21 protein-coding genes are annotated in these 15797 nt (G+C 68.1%); 6 read left to right on the top strand and 15 right to left on the bottom strand.

Going from position 1 to position 15797, the window contains the following annotated elements; genetic code table 11:
- Positions 1-24: 24 nt before the first annotated feature.
- The 6 genes from HARCEL1_RS06055 to HARCEL1_RS06030 all read right to left on the bottom strand — a co-directional run bounded on the left by HARCEL1_RS06055 (position 25) and on the right by HARCEL1_RS06030 (position 3891).
- A complete protein-coding gene (locus HARCEL1_RS06055; RefSeq protein WP_108381663.1) occupies positions 25-306 on the bottom strand; it encodes a 4a-hydroxytetrahydrobiopterin dehydratase in 282 nt (93 codons plus the stop codon).
- 42 nt (positions 307-348) lie between these two features.
- A complete protein-coding gene (gene hemA, locus HARCEL1_RS06050) occupies positions 349-1647 on the bottom strand; it encodes a glutamyl-tRNA reductase (RefSeq protein WP_108381662.1) in 1299 nt (432 codons plus the stop codon).
- Entirely contained in the window at positions 1644-2282 is a 639-nt protein-coding gene (locus HARCEL1_RS06045) for a precorrin-2 dehydrogenase/sirohydrochlorin ferrochelatase family protein (RefSeq protein WP_108381661.1), read from the bottom strand. The genes hemA and HARCEL1_RS06045 overlap by 4 nt, the downstream gene beginning before the upstream one ends.
- Positions 2283-2289: 7 nt before the next feature.
- The gene (gene ahbB, locus HARCEL1_RS06040; RefSeq protein ID WP_108381660.1) at positions 2290-3345 is read right to left on the bottom strand and encodes a siroheme decarboxylase subunit beta; all 1056 of its coding nucleotides are present in this window, start codon (positions 3343-3345) and stop codon (positions 2290-2292) included.
- Positions 3346-3496: 151 nt separating this feature from the next.
- Positions 3497-3691 (bottom strand): cold-shock protein, encoded by a 195-nt coding sequence (locus HARCEL1_RS06035; protein ID WP_108381659.1) that lies wholly within the window; start codon positions 3689-3691, stop codon positions 3497-3499.
- 5 nt (positions 3692-3696) lie between these two features.
- Positions 3697-3891, bottom strand: a complete 195-nt coding sequence (locus HARCEL1_RS06030; protein ID WP_108381658.1) for a cold-shock protein — start codon at positions 3889-3891, stop codon at positions 3697-3699.
- A gap of 144 nt (positions 3892-4035) precedes the next feature.
- On the opposite strand from HARCEL1_RS06030, the gene uppS reads away from it, so the two are divergent.
- On the top strand, positions 4036-4965 hold the full coding sequence (gene uppS / locus HARCEL1_RS06025) for a polyprenyl diphosphate synthase (RefSeq protein ID WP_108384121.1): 930 nt from the start codon (positions 4036-4038) through the stop codon (positions 4963-4965).
- A 1-nt stretch (position 4966) separates the two neighbouring features.
- Here the strand turns inward: uppS and HARCEL1_RS06020 are convergent, their stop codons facing one another.
- Positions 4967-5575: an undecaprenyl diphosphate synthase family protein gene (locus tag HARCEL1_RS06020; RefSeq protein WP_108381657.1), complete on the bottom strand. Its 609-nt coding sequence runs from the start codon at positions 5573-5575 to the stop codon at positions 4967-4969.
- A gap of 93 nt (positions 5576-5668) precedes the next feature.
- Between HARCEL1_RS06020 and HARCEL1_RS06015 the strand changes: the two genes are divergently transcribed.
- The gene (locus HARCEL1_RS06015; RefSeq protein WP_108381656.1) at positions 5669-7018 is read left to right on the top strand and encodes a DUF92 domain-containing protein; all 1350 of its coding nucleotides are present in this window, start codon (positions 5669-5671) and stop codon (positions 7016-7018) included.
- Here the strand turns inward: HARCEL1_RS06015 and thiE are convergent, their stop codons facing one another.
- Both thiE and HARCEL1_RS06005 read right to left on the bottom strand, forming a co-directional pair.
- Positions 7019-7651 (bottom strand): thiamine phosphate synthase, encoded by a 633-nt coding sequence (gene thiE / locus HARCEL1_RS06010; RefSeq protein ID WP_108381655.1) that lies wholly within the window; start codon positions 7649-7651, stop codon positions 7019-7021. It abuts the gene before it with no gap.
- A 62-nt stretch (positions 7652-7713) separates the two neighbouring features.
- Entirely contained in the window at positions 7714-8553 is an 840-nt protein-coding gene (locus HARCEL1_RS06005; RefSeq protein ID WP_108381654.1) for a DUF7139 domain-containing protein, read from the bottom strand.
- Positions 8554-8654: 101 nt separating this feature from the next.
- Between HARCEL1_RS06005 and HARCEL1_RS06000 the strand changes: the two genes are divergently transcribed.
- From HARCEL1_RS06000 to HARCEL1_RS05990, 3 genes are all read left to right on the top strand, one after another.
- Positions 8655-8936 (top strand): DUF5789 family protein, encoded by a 282-nt coding sequence (locus HARCEL1_RS06000; protein ID WP_108384119.1) that lies wholly within the window; start codon positions 8655-8657, stop codon positions 8934-8936.
- Positions 8937-9046: 110 nt separating this feature from the next.
- Positions 9047-9247: a hypothetical protein gene (locus tag HARCEL1_RS05995; RefSeq protein WP_108381653.1), complete on the top strand. Its 201-nt coding sequence runs from the start codon at positions 9047-9049 to the stop codon at positions 9245-9247.
- Positions 9248-9330: 83 nt separating this feature from the next.
- Positions 9331-10305, top strand: coding sequence for an LEA type 2 family protein (locus HARCEL1_RS05990; protein WP_108381652.1), 975 nt, complete (start codon positions 9331-9333; stop codon positions 10303-10305).
- Positions 10306-10418: 113 nt separating this feature from the next.
- Here the strand turns inward: HARCEL1_RS05990 and HARCEL1_RS05985 are convergent, their stop codons facing one another.
- The 4 genes from HARCEL1_RS05985 to HARCEL1_RS05970 all read right to left on the bottom strand — a co-directional run bounded on the left by HARCEL1_RS05985 (position 10419) and on the right by HARCEL1_RS05970 (position 13331).
- Positions 10419-10595 carry a DUF5786 family protein gene (locus HARCEL1_RS05985; protein ID WP_108381651.1) on the bottom strand — a complete coding sequence of 59 codons (177 nt, stop codon included), beginning with the start codon at positions 10593-10595 and terminating at the stop codon, positions 10419-10421.
- A gap of 196 nt (positions 10596-10791) precedes the next feature.
- A complete protein-coding gene (locus tag HARCEL1_RS05980) occupies positions 10792-11997 on the bottom strand; it encodes a hydroxymethylglutaryl-CoA reductase (protein WP_108381650.1) in 1206 nt (401 codons plus the stop codon).
- 53 nt (positions 11998-12050) lie between these two features.
- Positions 12051-13022 carry an mRNA 3'-end processing factor gene (locus HARCEL1_RS05975; protein WP_108381649.1) on the bottom strand — a complete coding sequence of 324 codons (972 nt, stop codon included), beginning with the start codon at positions 13020-13022 and terminating at the stop codon, positions 12051-12053.
- A 69-nt stretch (positions 13023-13091) separates the two neighbouring features.
- Positions 13092-13331: a pro-sigmaK processing inhibitor BofA family protein gene (locus tag HARCEL1_RS05970; protein ID WP_108381648.1), complete on the bottom strand. Its 240-nt coding sequence runs from the start codon at positions 13329-13331 to the stop codon at positions 13092-13094.
- A 99-nt stretch (positions 13332-13430) separates the two neighbouring features.
- Between HARCEL1_RS05970 and HARCEL1_RS05965 the strand changes: the two genes are divergently transcribed.
- A complete protein-coding gene (locus tag HARCEL1_RS05965) occupies positions 13431-14186 on the top strand; it encodes a ribonuclease H-like domain-containing protein (RefSeq protein ID WP_108384117.1) in 756 nt (251 codons plus the stop codon).
- Positions 14187-14212: 26 nt separating this feature from the next.
- Here the strand turns inward: HARCEL1_RS05965 and HARCEL1_RS05960 are convergent, their stop codons facing one another.
- Both HARCEL1_RS05960 and HARCEL1_RS05955 read right to left on the bottom strand, forming a co-directional pair.
- Positions 14213-14890, bottom strand: coding sequence for a DUF7530 family protein (locus HARCEL1_RS05960; protein ID WP_108381647.1), 678 nt, complete (start codon positions 14888-14890; stop codon positions 14213-14215).
- A complete protein-coding gene (locus HARCEL1_RS05955; protein ID WP_108381646.1) occupies positions 14877-15791 on the bottom strand; it encodes an NAD(P)H-binding protein in 915 nt (304 codons plus the stop codon). Before HARCEL1_RS05955 ends, HARCEL1_RS05960 begins: the two co-directional genes overlap by 14 nt.
- Between the last annotated feature and the right edge of the window lie 6 nt (positions 15792-15797).

Here is a 15797-nt window from a genome sequence, read left to right as displayed (position 1 = left end):
CGGGCGGACTGTGGTCCGCGCCGATCAGTCCCGATCGAGCGAGTCGATCCGCGCGGCCAGATCGAGATCGGCGTCCGTGACGCCGCCGGCATCGTGTGTCGTGAGGCGCACTGTCACCGATCGAAAGCCGATCTCGATCGTCGGATGGTGGTAGGCTTCCTGAGCGAGGCCCGCGACGCCGCTCGCGAACCCGACGCCAGCGAGGTAGTCGTCGAACTCGTAGGTCGCTTCGATCGCGTCACCCTCTCGGGTCCAGCCGTCGGGGGAGCGATCGTCGATCGTGTCGGGGTCGAGGACAACTGCCATGGAGGGCAGTCTCGTGCGGTCACCAAAAACGGTCGGGTCGAATCAGTCTTCGCCGCGTCCGCGCGCTCGTGGCGCGGGCTCTGGATCGGGAGCGCGCTCGGAGGTGTGGTCGGCCGTCGAGGTCTCGGGGTCGAACACGTCGAGTGCGACCTCCAGGGTCTCCAGATCGCCGTCCTCGGCGGCGTCTCGGAGCGCCTCGGTCGGCGTCGCGAGCAGGCGGTTGACGATGGCGTCGGCCATGTCCTCCAGGACTGCCCGCTCGTCGCCGCCCGCGTCGATTCGCTGGCTGGCCTGCTCTATCTGATCGGCCTTGATCCGCTCGCCGGCCTCGTACATCGCCGAAATCGCGGCATCGGCGCGCCGGCGTTCGAGTCGACGGTCGAGACGCGCACAGGCGTCGTCGATCAACTGTTCGACGGCCGCGGTCGCAGCCCCGCGTTCGGCCTGTGCGGCGTCGGTGATCGCCTCGACGTCGCCGAGATCGTACGATTCGACGTGTGGGAGGTCTCGGGCGGCGGCCGCGACGTCACGGGGCTGTCCGAGATCGATTACGACGGTCTCTCCCGCCGATTCGAGCGTCGATCGATCGAGCACTGGATCGGCGGCCGCCGTCGCGGTGACGACCAGTCGAGCGTCGACGCTCGCACGCTCGATGGCGTCCAGACCGACGGCGTCGGCGGCACACGCGAGGTCGCTGGCGACGCGCGTGGCGGTCTCGACGGTCCGGTTCGCGACCGTCACCCGCTCGACTGCGGTCCGATCGGCCAGCGACCGGGCGACCGTCCGACCCATCTCGCCGGCTCCGACGACGACCGCTCGTTGCCCGTGCAAGTCGAGTTCGCGATCTGCGAGGCGGACGGCCGCGCCGCCGAGCGAGACCACGCCGTCGTTGATCGCCGTCTCGGTCCGCGCGCGTTCCCCGACGCGCATCGCGCTCGGGACGACCGTTTCGAGGACGCGACCGACGCCGTCGGCGGCCCGAGCGGCTTCGTAGGCGTCACCGACCTGACCCAGAATCTGCTCTTCGCCGGTGACGACGGATTCGAGACCCGCCGCGACTCGACAGAGGTGCTCGATCGCCGCGTCGTGACCCATCGTCCGGACCGACGGGCGAGGAATGGCCGGAAACAGCGTCTCGGCCAGCGATCGGTGATCGCCGTCGGTGACCACGTACGCCTCCGTCCGATGGCAGGTCTGGAGGACGAGTGCCTCCTCGCAACGTACCCGGTCGAGGAGGGTGGTGACACCCGACGTCTGCGAATCGAAGCGTGCGCGCTCGATCGTCTCGACGTCGGCGTGGCCGTGGGCGACGCTTGCGGCGACGAGTCGTCGGCCACTCACGGCGGATCACCCCCGCTCTCGATCACGTCCACGGCTCTCCGCTGGGCGTTATCGCCCTCGGCACCTAAAGCTGTCCACACCCGATCCGATCTGACCACTTGCCGCAGTGCGGATCGACGCTCGTCAGCGGGCCAGTCGGCCCACTCCTCGCGCAACTGGTCGATCAGGCGCGCCATCGCGCCGGCGTCGTCGATCAGCGGGTCGATCTCCTCGCGGAGAGACTTGCTGAGCGCCGGCGCGCGGCCGTCCGTGCCGACCGCGACGGTCACCGGCCCGTCGGTCGACGTCGCGGGGACCGTCACGCTCGCCGCGGGTCGGTCGCCGCCCCGTCGATCGGCACGGTTGTACAGCACGCCACGGTCGACAGCGGCGTCGGCAATCGCAGCGTTGAGCGCCGCGTCGTCGGTCGCCGCGACGACCAACGCGGGATCGGCCCGATCGATCCACGCGCCGACCGATCGGTCGTTGGGGGCCGCTCGGACACAGTCCACCGCCGCTGGCGTCTCCGTGAACGTCGGACTCACCAGGACGACGCGGGCCTCGTCGGCAAACAGTCGGGCCTTCCGAGCGCCGACCGAACCGCCGCCAAACACGAGGACGGTCTCGTCGGCAAAATCGACGAACAGTGGAATCATACGCGACTCACGAGTTCGTTGCCGCCTCCGTCCGATCGGCCAGACTGAACCCGGTCTTTTTCAGCATCTCGGTGGAGTACAGCGTCGCCCAGTCGTCGTCCGCGATCCGTGCGTGCGCGGCGACGACCGCACGGACACGATCCAGGCGGGCATCGATCTCCACCTCGCTGCGCCCGTGGACCATCGCGAAGACGTTGTACGGCCAGACGTCGTCGTGGCGTGGCCGCTCGTAACAGTGAGTCACGAAGGGGAGGTCAGCCAGCGCCGTGCCGATCTCCTCGACGGAATCGTCGGGCACGTCCCAGACAGTCATGCCGTTCTCGCTGTACCCCAGGGCGTAGTGGTTGGGGACCGCACCGATCCGACGGATCACGCCCGCTCGCCGGAACGCTTCGATGGTCTCGCGAACCCAGGCGGGGGCCGCACCGATGTCGTCAGCGACCGCGACGTAGGGATCGGCCTCGATCGGGAGGCCGTCCTGGATCGCGAGCAACAGTTCGCGCTCGTCGGCGGTGAGCGTCTCGCCGTCGTGTGCGGCCACGCCGGGATTCCGATCTGTGAGGTCCAGTCCCCCGTCAGCGAAGGGGCCCTCGACGGGGAAACGCGCGCCGACGTGGAACTCCGTCAGTTTCGGCAGTCGATACGTTCGGAGTCCGGTCTCGGCTTCGATGGCGTCGGTGACGCCCTCGATGCGGTCGGGGTCGGCGGCGCTCACGACCAACCACATCGTCAGCGTGTCGTGATCGCGCCGATAGTTGTGTGAGACTTCCTCGTGGGCGTTGACCGCCTCCGCGACGGCGTCGAACCGATCCGCGGGCACGGCCATCGCGACGAGTTCGGCCCGCCCACCGATCGCGTCGGCGTCGATCAATGGCCCGAACCGAGAGAGCGTCCCTCGCTCGACCAGATCTGCGATGTGCTCTCGGAGAGCCGTCCCGGAGAGGTCGACGCCGCCCGCAGCGAGCGCGTCGGCAGCCACCTCGAAGGGCCGGTCGGTGACGGGGAACCCACCCTGAAACGCGTTGACGATCGCCGCGTCACGACGATCGAGACCGTCGGTCATCGCCGGATTTCGGTGACGGGATCGGTTAAACCCAGCGGCGCGTGCAGGACCGGCCGGTGTCCGCGTCGGTCGACTCGGCCGTGTCGGTCGACGCGGGCACGCAGACACACCCGCCGCTCGGCGGTCGGAGAACCCGGAGAACGGCCTGCGCTTACAGGCGCGTCAGGTTTTTCGCGCGCGGTCCCTTCTCGGCCTCGACGATTTCGAACTCGACTTCCTGCCCCTCTTCGAGGTCAGGACCGCCGACGTCTTCCATGTGGAAGAACACGTCCTCGTCTGCGTCCTCGGTATCGATGAAGCCGTACCCGCCAGTGTCGTTGAAGAAGTCTACAGTTCCGGTTGCCATTGTGATCACACTCGCTGCAGTTCCAGCGCCCGGGGGCCCTGGTCCGCCTGTTCGATCTGGAATTCGACGTCTTGGCCTTCTTCGAGGTCGGAGCCGCCGACGTCTTCCATGTGGAAGAAGACGTCATCGTCTGCGTCCTCAGTGTCGATGAAGCCGTAACCTTTGGTGTCGTGGAAAAAATCCACAGTACCGGTCGCCATTGCAACTCAGATCACGACGGGATCGTATTAAAATTCTGCGGTGCGCCCCGCTCTGCCCGTTCGACGGGTCGAACGGGACGGCATCGGTCGATCGGCGGTCCCCAGACGCAACGTTCAATGCGAGCCACCGAGTCACATCGGACGATGCGATCGTGGCTCCGCGGTCTGGGTCGGCGGGTCTATCGGCGCCTCCTCGAACGGGAGATCGCCGGCACGCCCACACACGTTGCCGTCATCCAGGACGGCAACCGGCGGTACGCCCGCGCTCAAGACGAGGAGACCACCTCTGGACACCGCGAAGGCGCGGAGACGACCGAGCGAATGGTGCGGTGGTGTGCGGAACTCGGTATCGAGGAGTTGACGCTGTACGCGTTCTCGACGGAGAACTTCAAACGACCGCCCGAGGAGCGCGAGGCGCTGTTCGATCTGATCGCAGAGAAACTCCGGGCGTTTGCCGAGCACGACGAGGTCGAGGCGGCCGGGGTGCGGATCCACGCCGTCGGGGAACTGGATCGGTTGCCCGAGCGCGTCCGAGAGGCCATCGACTACGCCGAGGGCCAGACGGCCGACAACGATCGGTTTCGATTGAACGTCGCGCTGGCGTACGGGGGTCGGGCCGAACTCCTGACGGCGGCCCGCCGAGTCGCGGCCCGCGTCGAAACCGGCCAGATCACACCCGAGGACATCGACGTTTCGACCGTCGAAGACGCGCTGTACGACGGCCCCGGCCACGAGGTCGACTTGATCATCCGCACTGGTGGGGCCGAACGGACCAGCAACTTCCTGCCCTGGCGGGCGAGTGGCAACGAGGCGGCCGTTTACTTCTGTACGCCCTACTGGCCGGAGTTCAGCAAAGTCGACCTCCTCCGTGGCGTTCGGACCTACGAGTCCCGACGCGCCTCTCACCGCCGGACGCGCGCTCGACGCGCACTCGCCTTGCTTCGAACGGTCCAAGACTGCGAACTCGACGAGGCGCGCGCCGTCCTCCGACGACTCCGTGACTCCGTTCCGGAGCGGACCGACGTCGACGCCTTGCTCGACCGGCCGGACGAGACGGGAGACCGGCCGAACTGACCTACTCTCCGTACCGCCGCTGTCGGCGCTGGTAGTCCCGCAGCGCCCGGAGGTAGTCCCGCTTGCGGAAATCTCGCCAGTTCACGTCGGTGAAGTACAACTCCGAGTAGACCGTCTGCCAGATCATGAAATCCGACAGTCGTTCGGCGCCGGTCTTGACGAGCAGATCGGGCGGTTCGGGAAAAACGAGACGCCCCTCGATCGCCGCCTCGTCGATCGCCTCGGGGTCGATCTGGCCGTCTTCGACGTCGGCGGCGATGTCACGAACGGCGCGCGCGAACTCGGCGCGACCGCCCAGCCCGATCGACACCTGGATCGTCGCATCCGCGCGCTCGTCGGTCTCGGGCGTTCGAATGGCGATCGAGGCCGGCGCGTCGAGGTCCTCCAGCGACCGGGTGAGCGGCGGAATGGCGGCCTCGTCGAGGACGCTCACGTACAGTGTGACCGTCTCGGCGCCGAACTCCAGCGCCCAATCGAAAAACGTGGCAAGCGTGTCGTACGCCCCCTGTTCGAGGAGGTCACGCTCGGTGATGACGAGTGCGACCGAGTCCGGGAGGGCAGCGTCGCTGGAGCGAACGCGAACTTCGAGATAGCGGTCGAACAGCCCCACGAATCAGGTCTGGCTGTCGGGACTCCTAAAGCCCTCGTCTGACGACCACGTGCGTCCACAAGCGGTAAGTGGATCTCCGCGAAACGACTCGTCGTGACGTCGCCAGTCCGACGGGCGAGTGCCTTTGCCGTCGTTGGGTCGCTCGTCGTCCCCGTGGTCGCACTCGGGGCGATCTTGCCACAGGCGGCACTCCCCTTCGCGAGCGCCGCGCCCTTTCTCGTGATCTCGGGGATCGCGCTGTTCAGCGTCGACGACGGCCTGCTGTTCGAGTTGTTCGCCCGCCCCGGCGATCGACGGGACCGCCGGCTGTACGGCCTCGCGGGGTTCAGCCTCGCGATCGGCGGGCTCACACTGCTTGTGACACACCTCGGCATGCCGGTCGTCGCCTTTCTCGTCGCCGTCCTCGTCGTCTCGATCGGGCCCGTCGGCGCTCAGGCTACCCACGGCAGTGGCGATTCGGAACTCACGACCGCCGCGTTCGTCGTCGGCGGTGCGAGCGGTGCGGTCCTCGGAAGTGCGATCGCGCTGTCGGTCGCTCAGCGCCTCGCCGGTGGAGGGCAGGCGACACCGCTGGCTCAGATCGCCTTCCTCGGCGTCGTCGGCGCCTTGATCGCGGCGCTGCTTCGGGTGACGCTCGTCGATCGTGACGACCCACTCGTCCTCGTCTCGGTCGCGCTCGCCCTCTGGGTGCTCGCCGTGCTCCCGGTCGGGGGCGATCCCCGAATCGTCGCGGTGGGCATCGCCGTCTCTGGCGCGCTCGGATACGTCGCCCGACGGCTTCAGACGGCGTCGGTCCACGGCATGGTCACGGGCGTCCTCCTCAGTCTGCTCGCGATCGTCCTCGGTGGCGGCGACCCAGGGTGGGTGCTCCTCCTGGTCACCTTCTTCGGTGTCGGCGGTCTCTCGACGAAGTTCAAATACGACCGCAAGGTCGACCGTGACATCGCAGAAGCCGACGAGGGCGCGCGCGGGAGCGCGAATGTCCTCGCGAACGCCACGGTCGCGACGTTCGCACTGATCGGCGCGGCAGCGAGTCCAGACCTGACCGGTCTCGACGCCACGCCGTTTTTGTTGGCGTTCGCGGGGTCGCTCGCGGCGGCGCTCGCGGACACACTCTCCAGTGAGATCGGTGGGACGTTCGATCGGCCCCGCCTGATCACGACCTTCGAAGTCGTCGATCCGGGGACCGACGGCGCGATCACCTGGCAAGGCGAGGTCGCCGGACTCGGCGGGGCGAGCCTGATCGGCGTGCTCGCCGTGCTCACGTTCCCGTCGGTCGGTGCGCTGGGGGCGCTCGTGATCGTCGGCGCGGGCGTCGTCGGCATGACGGTCGACAGCCTGCTCGGCGCGACCATCGAAGGTCGCGTCGTCGGAAATCAGGGCGTCAACTTCCTCGCGACGGCGGCCGCCGGCCTCACGGCCGCCGTGATCGCACTCCTGTGATCACTCGGTGTCGACGGCATCAGCGAGTCGTCGGGTCGCCCGCTCGGGGTCCTCGGCGGCGGTGATCGCAGAGACGACCGCGACGGTGTCGGCCCCGGCCGCGAGGACTTCGGGCGCGCGCTCTGCCGTGATGCCACCGATCGCGACGATCGGCACGTCGACCGCGTCGTCGATCGCCGCGACGCGATCGGTGCCGATCCCTTGCTCGTCGGGATCGACGTCGTCTTTCGACGTGGTCGGATAGACCGCGCCCACACCCAGGTAGTCCGCGCCTTTCGCGGCGGCCTCGCGGGCGTCCGCGACCGTCGAGACCGACCGCCCGAGGATCGCGTCCGCACCGAGGAGGTCGCGAGCGGCCGGAAGCGGGAGATCGCTCGCGCCCAGATGGACGCCGTCGGCGTCGATCGCCAGCGCGAGATCGACCCGGTCGTTGACGAGGAGTGGGACCGCGTACTCGTCGGTCAGCGCTCTGAGCCGTCGCCCGAGGTGATACCGCTCGCGTGCGGAGCGGCCCTTTTCCCGCAACTGGACGGCCCCGAGGCCACCGTCGAGTGCGTCCACGACGACCGCGTCGGTCGGCCGACCCGCAGACGCCGTCCGCTGGGTCACGAGATAGACTCCCGGGTCGAACATGCTCGCACAATCAGATCCCTGCGGTGTGGGTCTTGCGGTTCGGCTGAGCCGTCCGAACGCACCTACCGATCGAACTCTGGACAGGGATCGAGGTCGTCGAGTCGGCGCTCGTGGAACCCACAGACCGGCGTCGTGCCGTTGTCGTACCGGAAATGCGTACACGTCCCGCAGTACCGATCGGGCCCGCCCGAAGCGTGGGTCGCGGCGTCGGTCGGGCCAGTCTCACTGGTGGGCGCCGTCGGTCCCGACGCCGCCGATCGGTCCGCGTCGGCCCCGGCCCGAGCGTTCGTCCCGCCGTCCGGGGCCGCACCGCCCGGCGTTCCCGGCCGATTCTGCGGTTCGACCTCGTCTTCGCCCATGCCGAACAGGCCGATGCCGCCGAACGCGCCACAGTCGGGCGTCTCGGTCAACTCGACCCGGCCCGTCTCGGTCACGCGCAAGCGGGCCGACCCACCCGGATGCTGGCGGGTCTGGAAGGTCGCGACCGCGACGAACAGCGACCAGAGCGTGAGGATCGTCCCGGCGACGAACACCGAGACGGTCAGAAACGTCGGGAGTGTGGCCGACAGCCAGTGGGTGGGGTAGACGACGACGAACAATGCGACGCCGACGAGCGCGACGGTGACACCCAGGGCCGCCCCCACGAGTGTCTCTCGTGCGGCGGGCAGCGCGACGAACCCGCCGACGATCATCACGAGCACCGCGACGCCACCGATCGCGCCCGCGAGTCGGCGGGCGCCGGTCAGGCCGAGCGCGTCATTGCCCAGCCCCGTCGTCGCCAGCGCCATCGCGACGACGACCGCCACCCCACCGACGAGGACGACGGCGACGCCCGCGAGAATGCGATGTGCGGCGACGGGCATGCGCACGTCGCCGCGATAGACTGCCTCCAGGCTCGCCATAGCGGGCGGTAGGCGGCCGGCCCCTAAAGTGGTGTGTCAGACAGTCGTCCGACGCCGCCGAGAGCGTAACGCCCATGGTTCGACCGGCCGTCACCACGGCCATGAGCGACGAGGAAAGCGAATCGATCGAACTGGGGCCCGACGCCGACGTCGAGGGCGTCCCGATCGCACAGGTCGCTGCCCGTCTGACGTGGGGGATCGAAGCCAGTCGAATCCGGCGACGCGAGGGGTCGACGACCGTCCGGACGCCCGACGGCCCGCGCACGGTCGACGACCTGCTCGACGAGACCGATCGAACGTATTTCGAGAGTCGGCAGGACTTCCGTGCTGCGATCGAGGACGTGATCGGATCGGGGCCCGTCCCCGCCGAGTCCGTGGAGTGACGCGGTCGTCCCGGGCGACGGCTACTCCCCCACCGCCCCGTCCGACGGTCGATTACGTGGAGGACGTGCCACCGGGACGGTTTTTTATCGACTGGCGCCGATAGACAGGTATGGGCGATGCCCCGACCGTCCCCGTCGTCTGCACGGCGTGTGATACGACGACGCGGGTGCCACTCGACGACCTCGAAGCGACCATCGCCGGCCACAACGACCGTCTCCACGACGGCGATCCGATCGCGGAGGTCGACCCCGCGATCACGGAGGCACTTGCCGACCTCGTCGCCCAGGACGTGGTCTTCGACGACGACTGAGATCGGCGCTCCGTCGGTCGATTGTGCGGTTCAGTGATACAATCCTCGTAATTTAAGGCCTCTCGTCCGCTAAATTTAGTCACATGGGGGGAGATGGGTGGCCGCCCACCCGTCGCGTCGTCGGCGTTACGTTCCTGCTCGGGGTCGTAACGCTGCTCGCGGTGGGTGGAATCGTGACCGTGACGATGGACCAGCCGCAGGTCCGAGAGTACGAACACGCGTGGGGCAACGTGACCGAGAATACGACGAACGTCGAGACCCGAGCGACGATCGACAACCCTAATCCGATCGGTGTGCCGCCGCTGGTGGGGGTGGCCTACGACATCAGACTCGACGAGACCAGGGTCGGTGAGGGACGAACCGGCGGAATCGGCATTCCAAGCGGGACGAGCAATCTGACCGTCGAGACGACACTCGATCACGCGAAGATCGTCGAGTGGTGGGTCGCGACCGACAGTCACGGCCAGGGCTCGTCGCTCACGATCGCCCCGCGCCTGGAGTTTCCCGGTTTCACGCAGTCGTTGCCCGAACAGTCGCGTGCGTTCCGCACGTCGCTCCTTCCGGGTGACGGCCTCGACGACGACACCGTCCGCGTCGGTGACGACGAACTCCGCTTGACCCATCAGTCGGTCCGGTGGGGTGACGCCACAGACGAGGAGACCGTCGTCCGATTCGCGATGTCGATGGCTGCCGATCGAGAGATCGAAATCGACCACTTCGAGTTCGCGATGCGCGCGAACGACGTGACGATGGGCGTCGACCGAGTGGACGGCGCGACCGCGACGCCCGGGAGCGAACGGGTCGTCCTCAAGCCATCGATCGACACACAGACCGTCGACGACTGGTGGGCCAGTCACGTCTCCAACGACGAGACCTCGACCGTCGAGTTCGTCCTGGTCGCCGTCGTGACCGTCGACGGCCACCAGCACTCGATCGTCCTCGACTCGTTCAGCAAGCACCTCGTCGTCGAGACCGATCTGCTCGGCCCCGATGCGACGGCGGTCACCTCCGAGACGCTCGACAGCGAGACGGCCCTCGACGCGGTCGAGTCGGCGTAGCACGGCGGGCGTCGAGTCGGCGTCGCCAAAGGACCCTTTTCGACCACGAAACGGCCGGTGGTCTCATCGGAGAATTTCGATCGCGAGAAATCGTCACTCGATCGGAGTCCGATTCAGTCGTCGTCGGACGACATGTCCTGCAGGCCAGCCACGAGTTCCTCGGTCGACGCCGAGGCTTCCGTCGAGATTTCGCCGTCGTGATCGTGCTCGTGAACGGTCACGCCGTCACTATCGTCGGTATCGACGTTCTGATCCTGTTGTTCGGATTCGTCGTAGCTGCCAAATCCCATACCTTCGGTGGACTACCACGGGGGATAAACTCCCCGATCGGGGGGCCCCTGTGTGAGGTGTCGACAGGCCGCGATTGGGCCTCTCTCCGGCGATCGGATCGATTCGTCACCGGTCGGACGACGATTGGACACCGATCGGACCGTTCGATCATCGATCGGGTCAATCAGTCACCGATCGATCGCTGCCTGCGATCGATCACCGACCGTGTTCTTCGTGCGCGCTCGTGAGGTGTCGCCCGGCGAGCGCACCGAGCAAGGAGAGTTCGCCCGCGAGCGTCGCCGTCGCGATGATCTCCGCGAGCGCCGCGCCGTTCGTCCCCGGCGGGTCGCCCCCGCCCGCGAGGTCCATGACCGAGAGCGCCTCTCGCTGGGTGGGCAGGCCTGTCCCGCCGCCGACGGTGCCGACCTCCAGAGAGGCCAGCGTCACACTGACGTAAAGCGATCCGTCGCGCTCTTCGACGGTCGTGATGGTGTTCGAGCCCTCGACGACCTGGGCTTCGTCCTGGCCGAGCGCGAGGAAGGCCGCGCCGATCACGTTCGCCGCGTGGGCGTTGAACCCGAGCGCGCCGGCTTTCGCGCTCCCCACCAGGTTCTTGCGGGTGTTCACCTCTGCGATCGCGGCGGGCGTCGTTCCGAACCGGTCAGCGACGACCTCGGCGTCGAGTTCGACGTCGGCGGCGACGGTGTAGCCCCGGCCTTCGACGCTGTTGATCGCGGCGGGCTTTTTGTCCGAACAGAGGTTCCCCGACATCGCGACGAGGTCGGCGGGCGTCTCGGACTCGATCAGTTCCGCGGCCGATCGCGACCCGATCGTCGCCATGTTCATCCCCATCGCGTCGCCGGTGTCGTAGCGGATCCGAACGAACACCGAGTCCCCGACGACGTACGGTTCGAGGTCGACGAAATCGAGGTGCGGATCGGTCTCGGCGGCGGCCGCGCCGACGCGGTCGGCGTTCGCCGCCACCCAGTCCGCGACCTGCTGGGCCTCCGAAACGTCTGCGACGGTGAACACCGGTGCGCGCGTGATCCCCGAGTCGACGATGCGCGCGATCGCGCCGTCGGCCTCGCGGATCGCAGCCATCCCCCGGTTGATCGACGCGACGAGTGCGCCCTCCGTGGTCGCCAGCGGCACGCGCACCGACCGGTCGACGTACTCGCCGTCGATCGGGACGGGCCCGGCGACGCCCATCGGCACCTGGGCCGCGCCGATCATGTTCTCGATGTTCGGCTCGGCGTCGGCGGCGGGAATCGCCGTCTCCCCGACGGTCTCCAGATCGGCGTCGGTCGCCGCCTCGATCGCGGCCCGACGAATCTCCGTAGCCGTCTCGGCGTCGGTATGGTCGTCCAGTTCGTGCAGATCGATCTCACCGCGCTCGACGGCGGCGAGCAGGTCCTCGGACATACTCGCTTCTCGCGGGCGCCCCCCTAAAGCCTGTTCGAGCGCGGCGATTGCGGTCAGTACTCACCGAGGGTGTGCTGATTCGCCTTCAGCGCCTGCGCTCGATAGCCACGCGCGGTGAGTTCGCTCGCCAGCGCCTCGGTCGACCCGTGGATCGTGTACACCTCGCTGGGATCGACCTGCTCGACGACGCCGACCAGGTCCTCGAAATCACAGTGATCGGAGAGGACAAAGGTCGCGTCATAGTCGGTCGCGAATCTGAACGATGCATCGACGGCCCACCCCGAGACGCTGGCCGTGAGCGCGTCGGTATCCTCTATCAGGTTCTCGACGAACGCGAGCGAGCGGACCTGACTCGGGAGGACGAGCGCGTCGCCGGGCCCAATGCGGTCGAGGTCGTCGATCGATCGGGCTCCGAACGACAGGTCGAGCGCGCGCTCGATCGGGGCGTTGAGATCCAGAATGGCGTCGGAGACGAACAGACGGTCGCGATCGGAGCGCTCGACGATCGCCTGGAGTTGCTGGGCCCGCCCCAGGGCGTATCCGAAGAGGATCACCGGGCGGTCACGCGTCTCCGACAGCCAGGTGAGCATCTCCGCGACGGTCTCGCTGGGGTCTGGAAAGCTGTATTCGGGGATCCCGTAGGTCGATTCGATGACGAGCACGTCCGCTCCGACGGGGTCGAACCCGTCGAGGAACAGTCGATCGCGGAGCGCACAGTCGCCGGTGTGGAGCACACGCCGGTCGCCTTCGACGAGGACGGCGCGCGATCCCGGAACGTGGCCCGAGGGCACGAGCGAAACCGCGGGGTGATCGAGTGGATCGGGCACGCCGTCGCGGCGGACGCCCGCGAGGTCGCGGGTCAGATCCGAACAGATCGCCGCCTCGGGCGCGCGATCGTAGAGGTGATCGCCGTGGGCGTGGGTGTAGACCGGGAGACCGTCGTCGGGGGCGGCGGCGTCGACGACGACCGTCGGGGCGCCCGGGACGTCGATCCGGACCCCGTCGCCCTGGCTGATCGAGACCACGCGAGCGTTACGCCGGGCCCGACCAAGAGCGGTTCGGCACGCGACGTGGGGACGAACCGATCCCGGGGGTCAGAGCAGTACTGCCAGGATGTCGACCGGGACGAGCGTCGCGACGAACGCGACGTCGAACAGCGCGAGTGCGAGGACGAGGATCGCCCCCGGGACACCGAAGACCGCACAGACGAGCAGCGTCACGGCGGATATCTGAACGCCGAGACCGACGGCGTTCGCCACGATCAGGATGGCGAGGCCGACGATGGCGTTGACGAGCAGCGTTCCGAGCGTCGATCGCGATGTTCTGGAAGCCACGGACGTCTCTCACCGGCCCACCGCCTTCGTTACACGCGGGCTACCGCGATCGAATCGACGAACGCGACACTTACGGTGGTCGACGACCGACCGCTGGTCGTGCGCGTCGAAGAGAGCTTCATTCCGGTCTACGGCGTCGGTGAGACCACCGAGCGAGACCTCTGGCGGGCGGGGATCACCCACTGGGACGCCTTCGACCCCAGTGCGGTCGGATCGACGACCGCCGACCGGATCCAGGCGTACATCGACGACGCCCGCGAGAGCCTCGCGGCGGGGGACACCACCTTCTTCGCGGAGCAGTTCCCCAGTCAGGCCCGCTGGCGGCTCTACGAGACGTTCAGGGACAACGCCGCGTTTCTCGACATCGAGACGACCGGGCTCGATCAGTATCGCGACGACGTGACGACCGTCAGCGTTCGTCTCGGCGGCGAGACGACCACGCTCGTCCGCGGGCAAGATCTGACGGCCGACCGTCTGCGAGACGTGGTGTGCGATGCCGACATGCTGGTGACGTTCAACGGCGCGCGATTCGACGTTCCCTTCCTGGAATCGGCGTTCGAGGTGAACGGCCTGTTCGATCGGCCCCATCTCGACGTGATGTACCCCTGTCGACGCCTGGATCTGACCGGCGGGCTCAAACGTATCGAGCGCGACCTGGGCGTCGAGCGCGACCGGCCAGACCTCTCGGGCGAGGACGCCGTGCGACTCTGGCGGGAGTTCCAGCGCGGCGACGACGGGGCCCTGGAGACGCTCGTGAGCTACAATCGCGAAGACGTCGACCACCTCGAAACGGTGACCGAGCGCGTGGTGAGTCGGCTCCACGCAGACATCGTTCCCGAGGACTGCCCGCTCTGACTGGCGAGAGGGCCTCGACCGCTGGGTCAGCCCAGCCGCAATCGGACGATCGATCCACCCGAGACGACAGCGACGGCGAGGACGTGACCGACGACCAGCCACGCGAGGAGCGTCCCCCAGGCGAACGGCACGAGTGCGAGTTGAATCCCCGCGAACGCGAGGACGAGCAGGTCGCAGACCACGAACGCTTGCCGCGTCGCTCGATCGAACGACCCGGCGTACACCAGCGACCGCCAGGCCCCGACGACACTGGCCCACCACGCCGTGCCGATCCGATAACAGAGGTCCCAGATCACCAGGAGTGCCAGGAAGACCACGGGTGCGGGCGTCTCCGGGCCGACGACCGCGCCCACGATGCCCGGCGGATCGCGGGTGAGGACGTACGTGAGGAAGGCGACGAACGCGACGACACCCATCACCACGTCGACACTCGATCCGAAGAGGAGGTCGCGATAGCCCGGCGGTGGGTCCGCACGCCGAATGCGGTCGCTCACGACGGTCATCAGGCCACTCCCGGCGGTCGCGACACCGATCGCGACGAGTGCGGCGGGGAGAGCGGTCCACTGATCGAGGACCGCAGCGACGACGAGCGCGACGCCCCCGAACCCGCCGAACTGGATCGCGAGCGCGAGCATTGGAGTGGGCGTCCAGCCGGGAAGTGCGCCGACGATGTTGAGATACGCCCAGTCGTCAGTCTCCGCCATCGCTGTCCTCCGACCCGTCGGCTTCGGACAGCGCGGTCGCGACGGCGTCGTCGAACGGCGTCAGATCCACGTCGACGATCGACCGGATGCGATCGTCGGTGACGACGACGGGGTTCTCGACGCCACGGATCAGCGGTCGAGCGACCGAACCGTCGACGTCGGTGACCAACTCGACCCAATAGGCCGACAGCGACGGCGAGAGCACCGGCACGGGAACGATGATCGGATCGCGGCCCAGCTGACTGGCGACCGCCTCCATCATCGCCTGGTAGGTCAGCACGTCCGGCCCACCGATCTCGTAGGTCTCACCCGCCGTCTCGGGCGCGTCGAGCACGCCGACGAGGTACGCGATCACGTCCGAAATCGCGATGGGCTGACACGGCGTCCGAACCCACTTCGGCGTGATCATGATCGGCAGTCGCCCGGCGAGTTGGCGAATCATTCGAAAGCTGACGCTGCCAGCACCGACGACGATCGCCGCCCGGAGCGTGGTGAGTCGGGGCGTCCCGCTCGCCAGGACGGATTCGACCTCGCGGCGGGACTGGAGGTGTTCGGAGAGTTCTGCGCCGGTCTCACCGAGCCCACCGAGATAGACGATCCGTTCGACACCGGCGCTTTCGGCTGCCGCCACGAAGTTCGCGGCGGCGCGACGATCGCGCTCTGCGAACTCCGGGCCCGACCCCATCGAGTGAACCAGATAGTAGGCGGTCTCGACACCGTCGAACACACCGTCGAGCGAGTCGGGGTCGAGCAGATCGCCCTCGACGGCGCGCACGCCATCGGGCGGGTCGTAGCCACTCGCGTCCCGTGTGAGTGCACGCACCTCCAGTCCGTGATCGACGAGCGCGGGGACGAGTCGGCCGCCGACGAAGCCCGTCGCGCCCGTCACGAGAACGGTCATGACGGC

It is taken from the genome of Halococcoides cellulosivorans (genome assembly GCF_003058365.1).
In the GTDB taxonomy this organism is placed as follows: Archaea; Halobacteriota; Halobacteria; order Halobacteriales; family Haloarculaceae; genus Halococcoides; species Halococcoides cellulosivorans.
This window is presented reverse-complemented; position numbering and strand designations above follow the sequence as displayed.

What these genes read in the sequence shown, in the direction of transcription:
- HARCEL1_RS06055 (WP_108381663.1), bottom strand. Translation starts at nt 306, where the DNA reads ATGGCAGTTGTCCTCGACCCCGACACGATCGACGATCGCTCCCCCGAC.
- HARCEL1_RS06045 (WP_108381661.1), bottom strand. Translation starts at nt 2,282, where the DNA reads ATGATTCCACTGTTCGTCGATTTTGCCGACGAGACCGTCCTCGTGTTT.
- ahbB (WP_108381660.1), bottom strand. Translation starts at nt 3,345, where the DNA reads ATGACCGACGGTCTCGATCGTCGTGACGCGGCGATCGTCAACGCGTTT.
- HARCEL1_RS06035 (WP_108381659.1), bottom strand. Translation starts at nt 3,691, where the DNA reads ATGGCAACCGGAACTGTAGACTTCTTCAACGACACTGGCGGGTACGGC.
- HARCEL1_RS06030 (WP_108381658.1), bottom strand. Translation starts at nt 3,891, where the DNA reads ATGGCGACCGGTACTGTGGATTTTTTCCACGACACCAAAGGTTACGGC.
- uppS (WP_108384121.1), top strand. Translation starts at nt 4,036, where the DNA reads ATGCGATCGTGGCTCCGCGGTCTGGGTCGGCGGGTCTATCGGCGCCTC.
- thiE (WP_108381655.1), bottom strand. Translation starts at nt 7,651, where the DNA reads ATGTTCGACCCGGGAGTCTATCTCGTGACCCAGCGGACGGCGTCTGCG.
- HARCEL1_RS06005 (WP_108381654.1), bottom strand. Translation starts at nt 8,553, where the DNA reads ATGGCGAGCCTGGAGGCAGTCTATCGCGGCGACGTGCGCATGCCCGTC.
- HARCEL1_RS06000 (WP_108384119.1), top strand. Translation starts at nt 8,655, where the DNA reads ATGAGCGACGAGGAAAGCGAATCGATCGAACTGGGGCCCGACGCCGAC.
- HARCEL1_RS05995 (WP_108381653.1), top strand. Translation starts at nt 9,047, where the DNA reads ATGGGCGATGCCCCGACCGTCCCCGTCGTCTGCACGGCGTGTGATACG.
- HARCEL1_RS05990 (WP_108381652.1), top strand. Translation starts at nt 9,331, where the DNA reads ATGGGGGGAGATGGGTGGCCGCCCACCCGTCGCGTCGTCGGCGTTACG.
- HARCEL1_RS05985 (WP_108381651.1), bottom strand. Translation starts at nt 10,595, where the DNA reads ATGGGATTTGGCAGCTACGACGAATCCGAACAACAGGATCAGAACGTC.
- HARCEL1_RS05980 (WP_108381650.1), bottom strand. Translation starts at nt 11,997, where the DNA reads ATGTCCGAGGACCTGCTCGCCGCCGTCGAGCGCGGTGAGATCGATCTG.
- HARCEL1_RS05960 (WP_108381647.1), bottom strand. Translation starts at nt 14,890, where the DNA reads ATGGCGGAGACTGACGACTGGGCGTATCTCAACATCGTCGGCGCACTT.
- HARCEL1_RS05955 (WP_108381646.1), bottom strand. Translation starts at nt 15,791, where the DNA reads ATGACCGTTCTCGTGACGGGCGCGACGGGCTTCGTCGGCGGCCGACTC.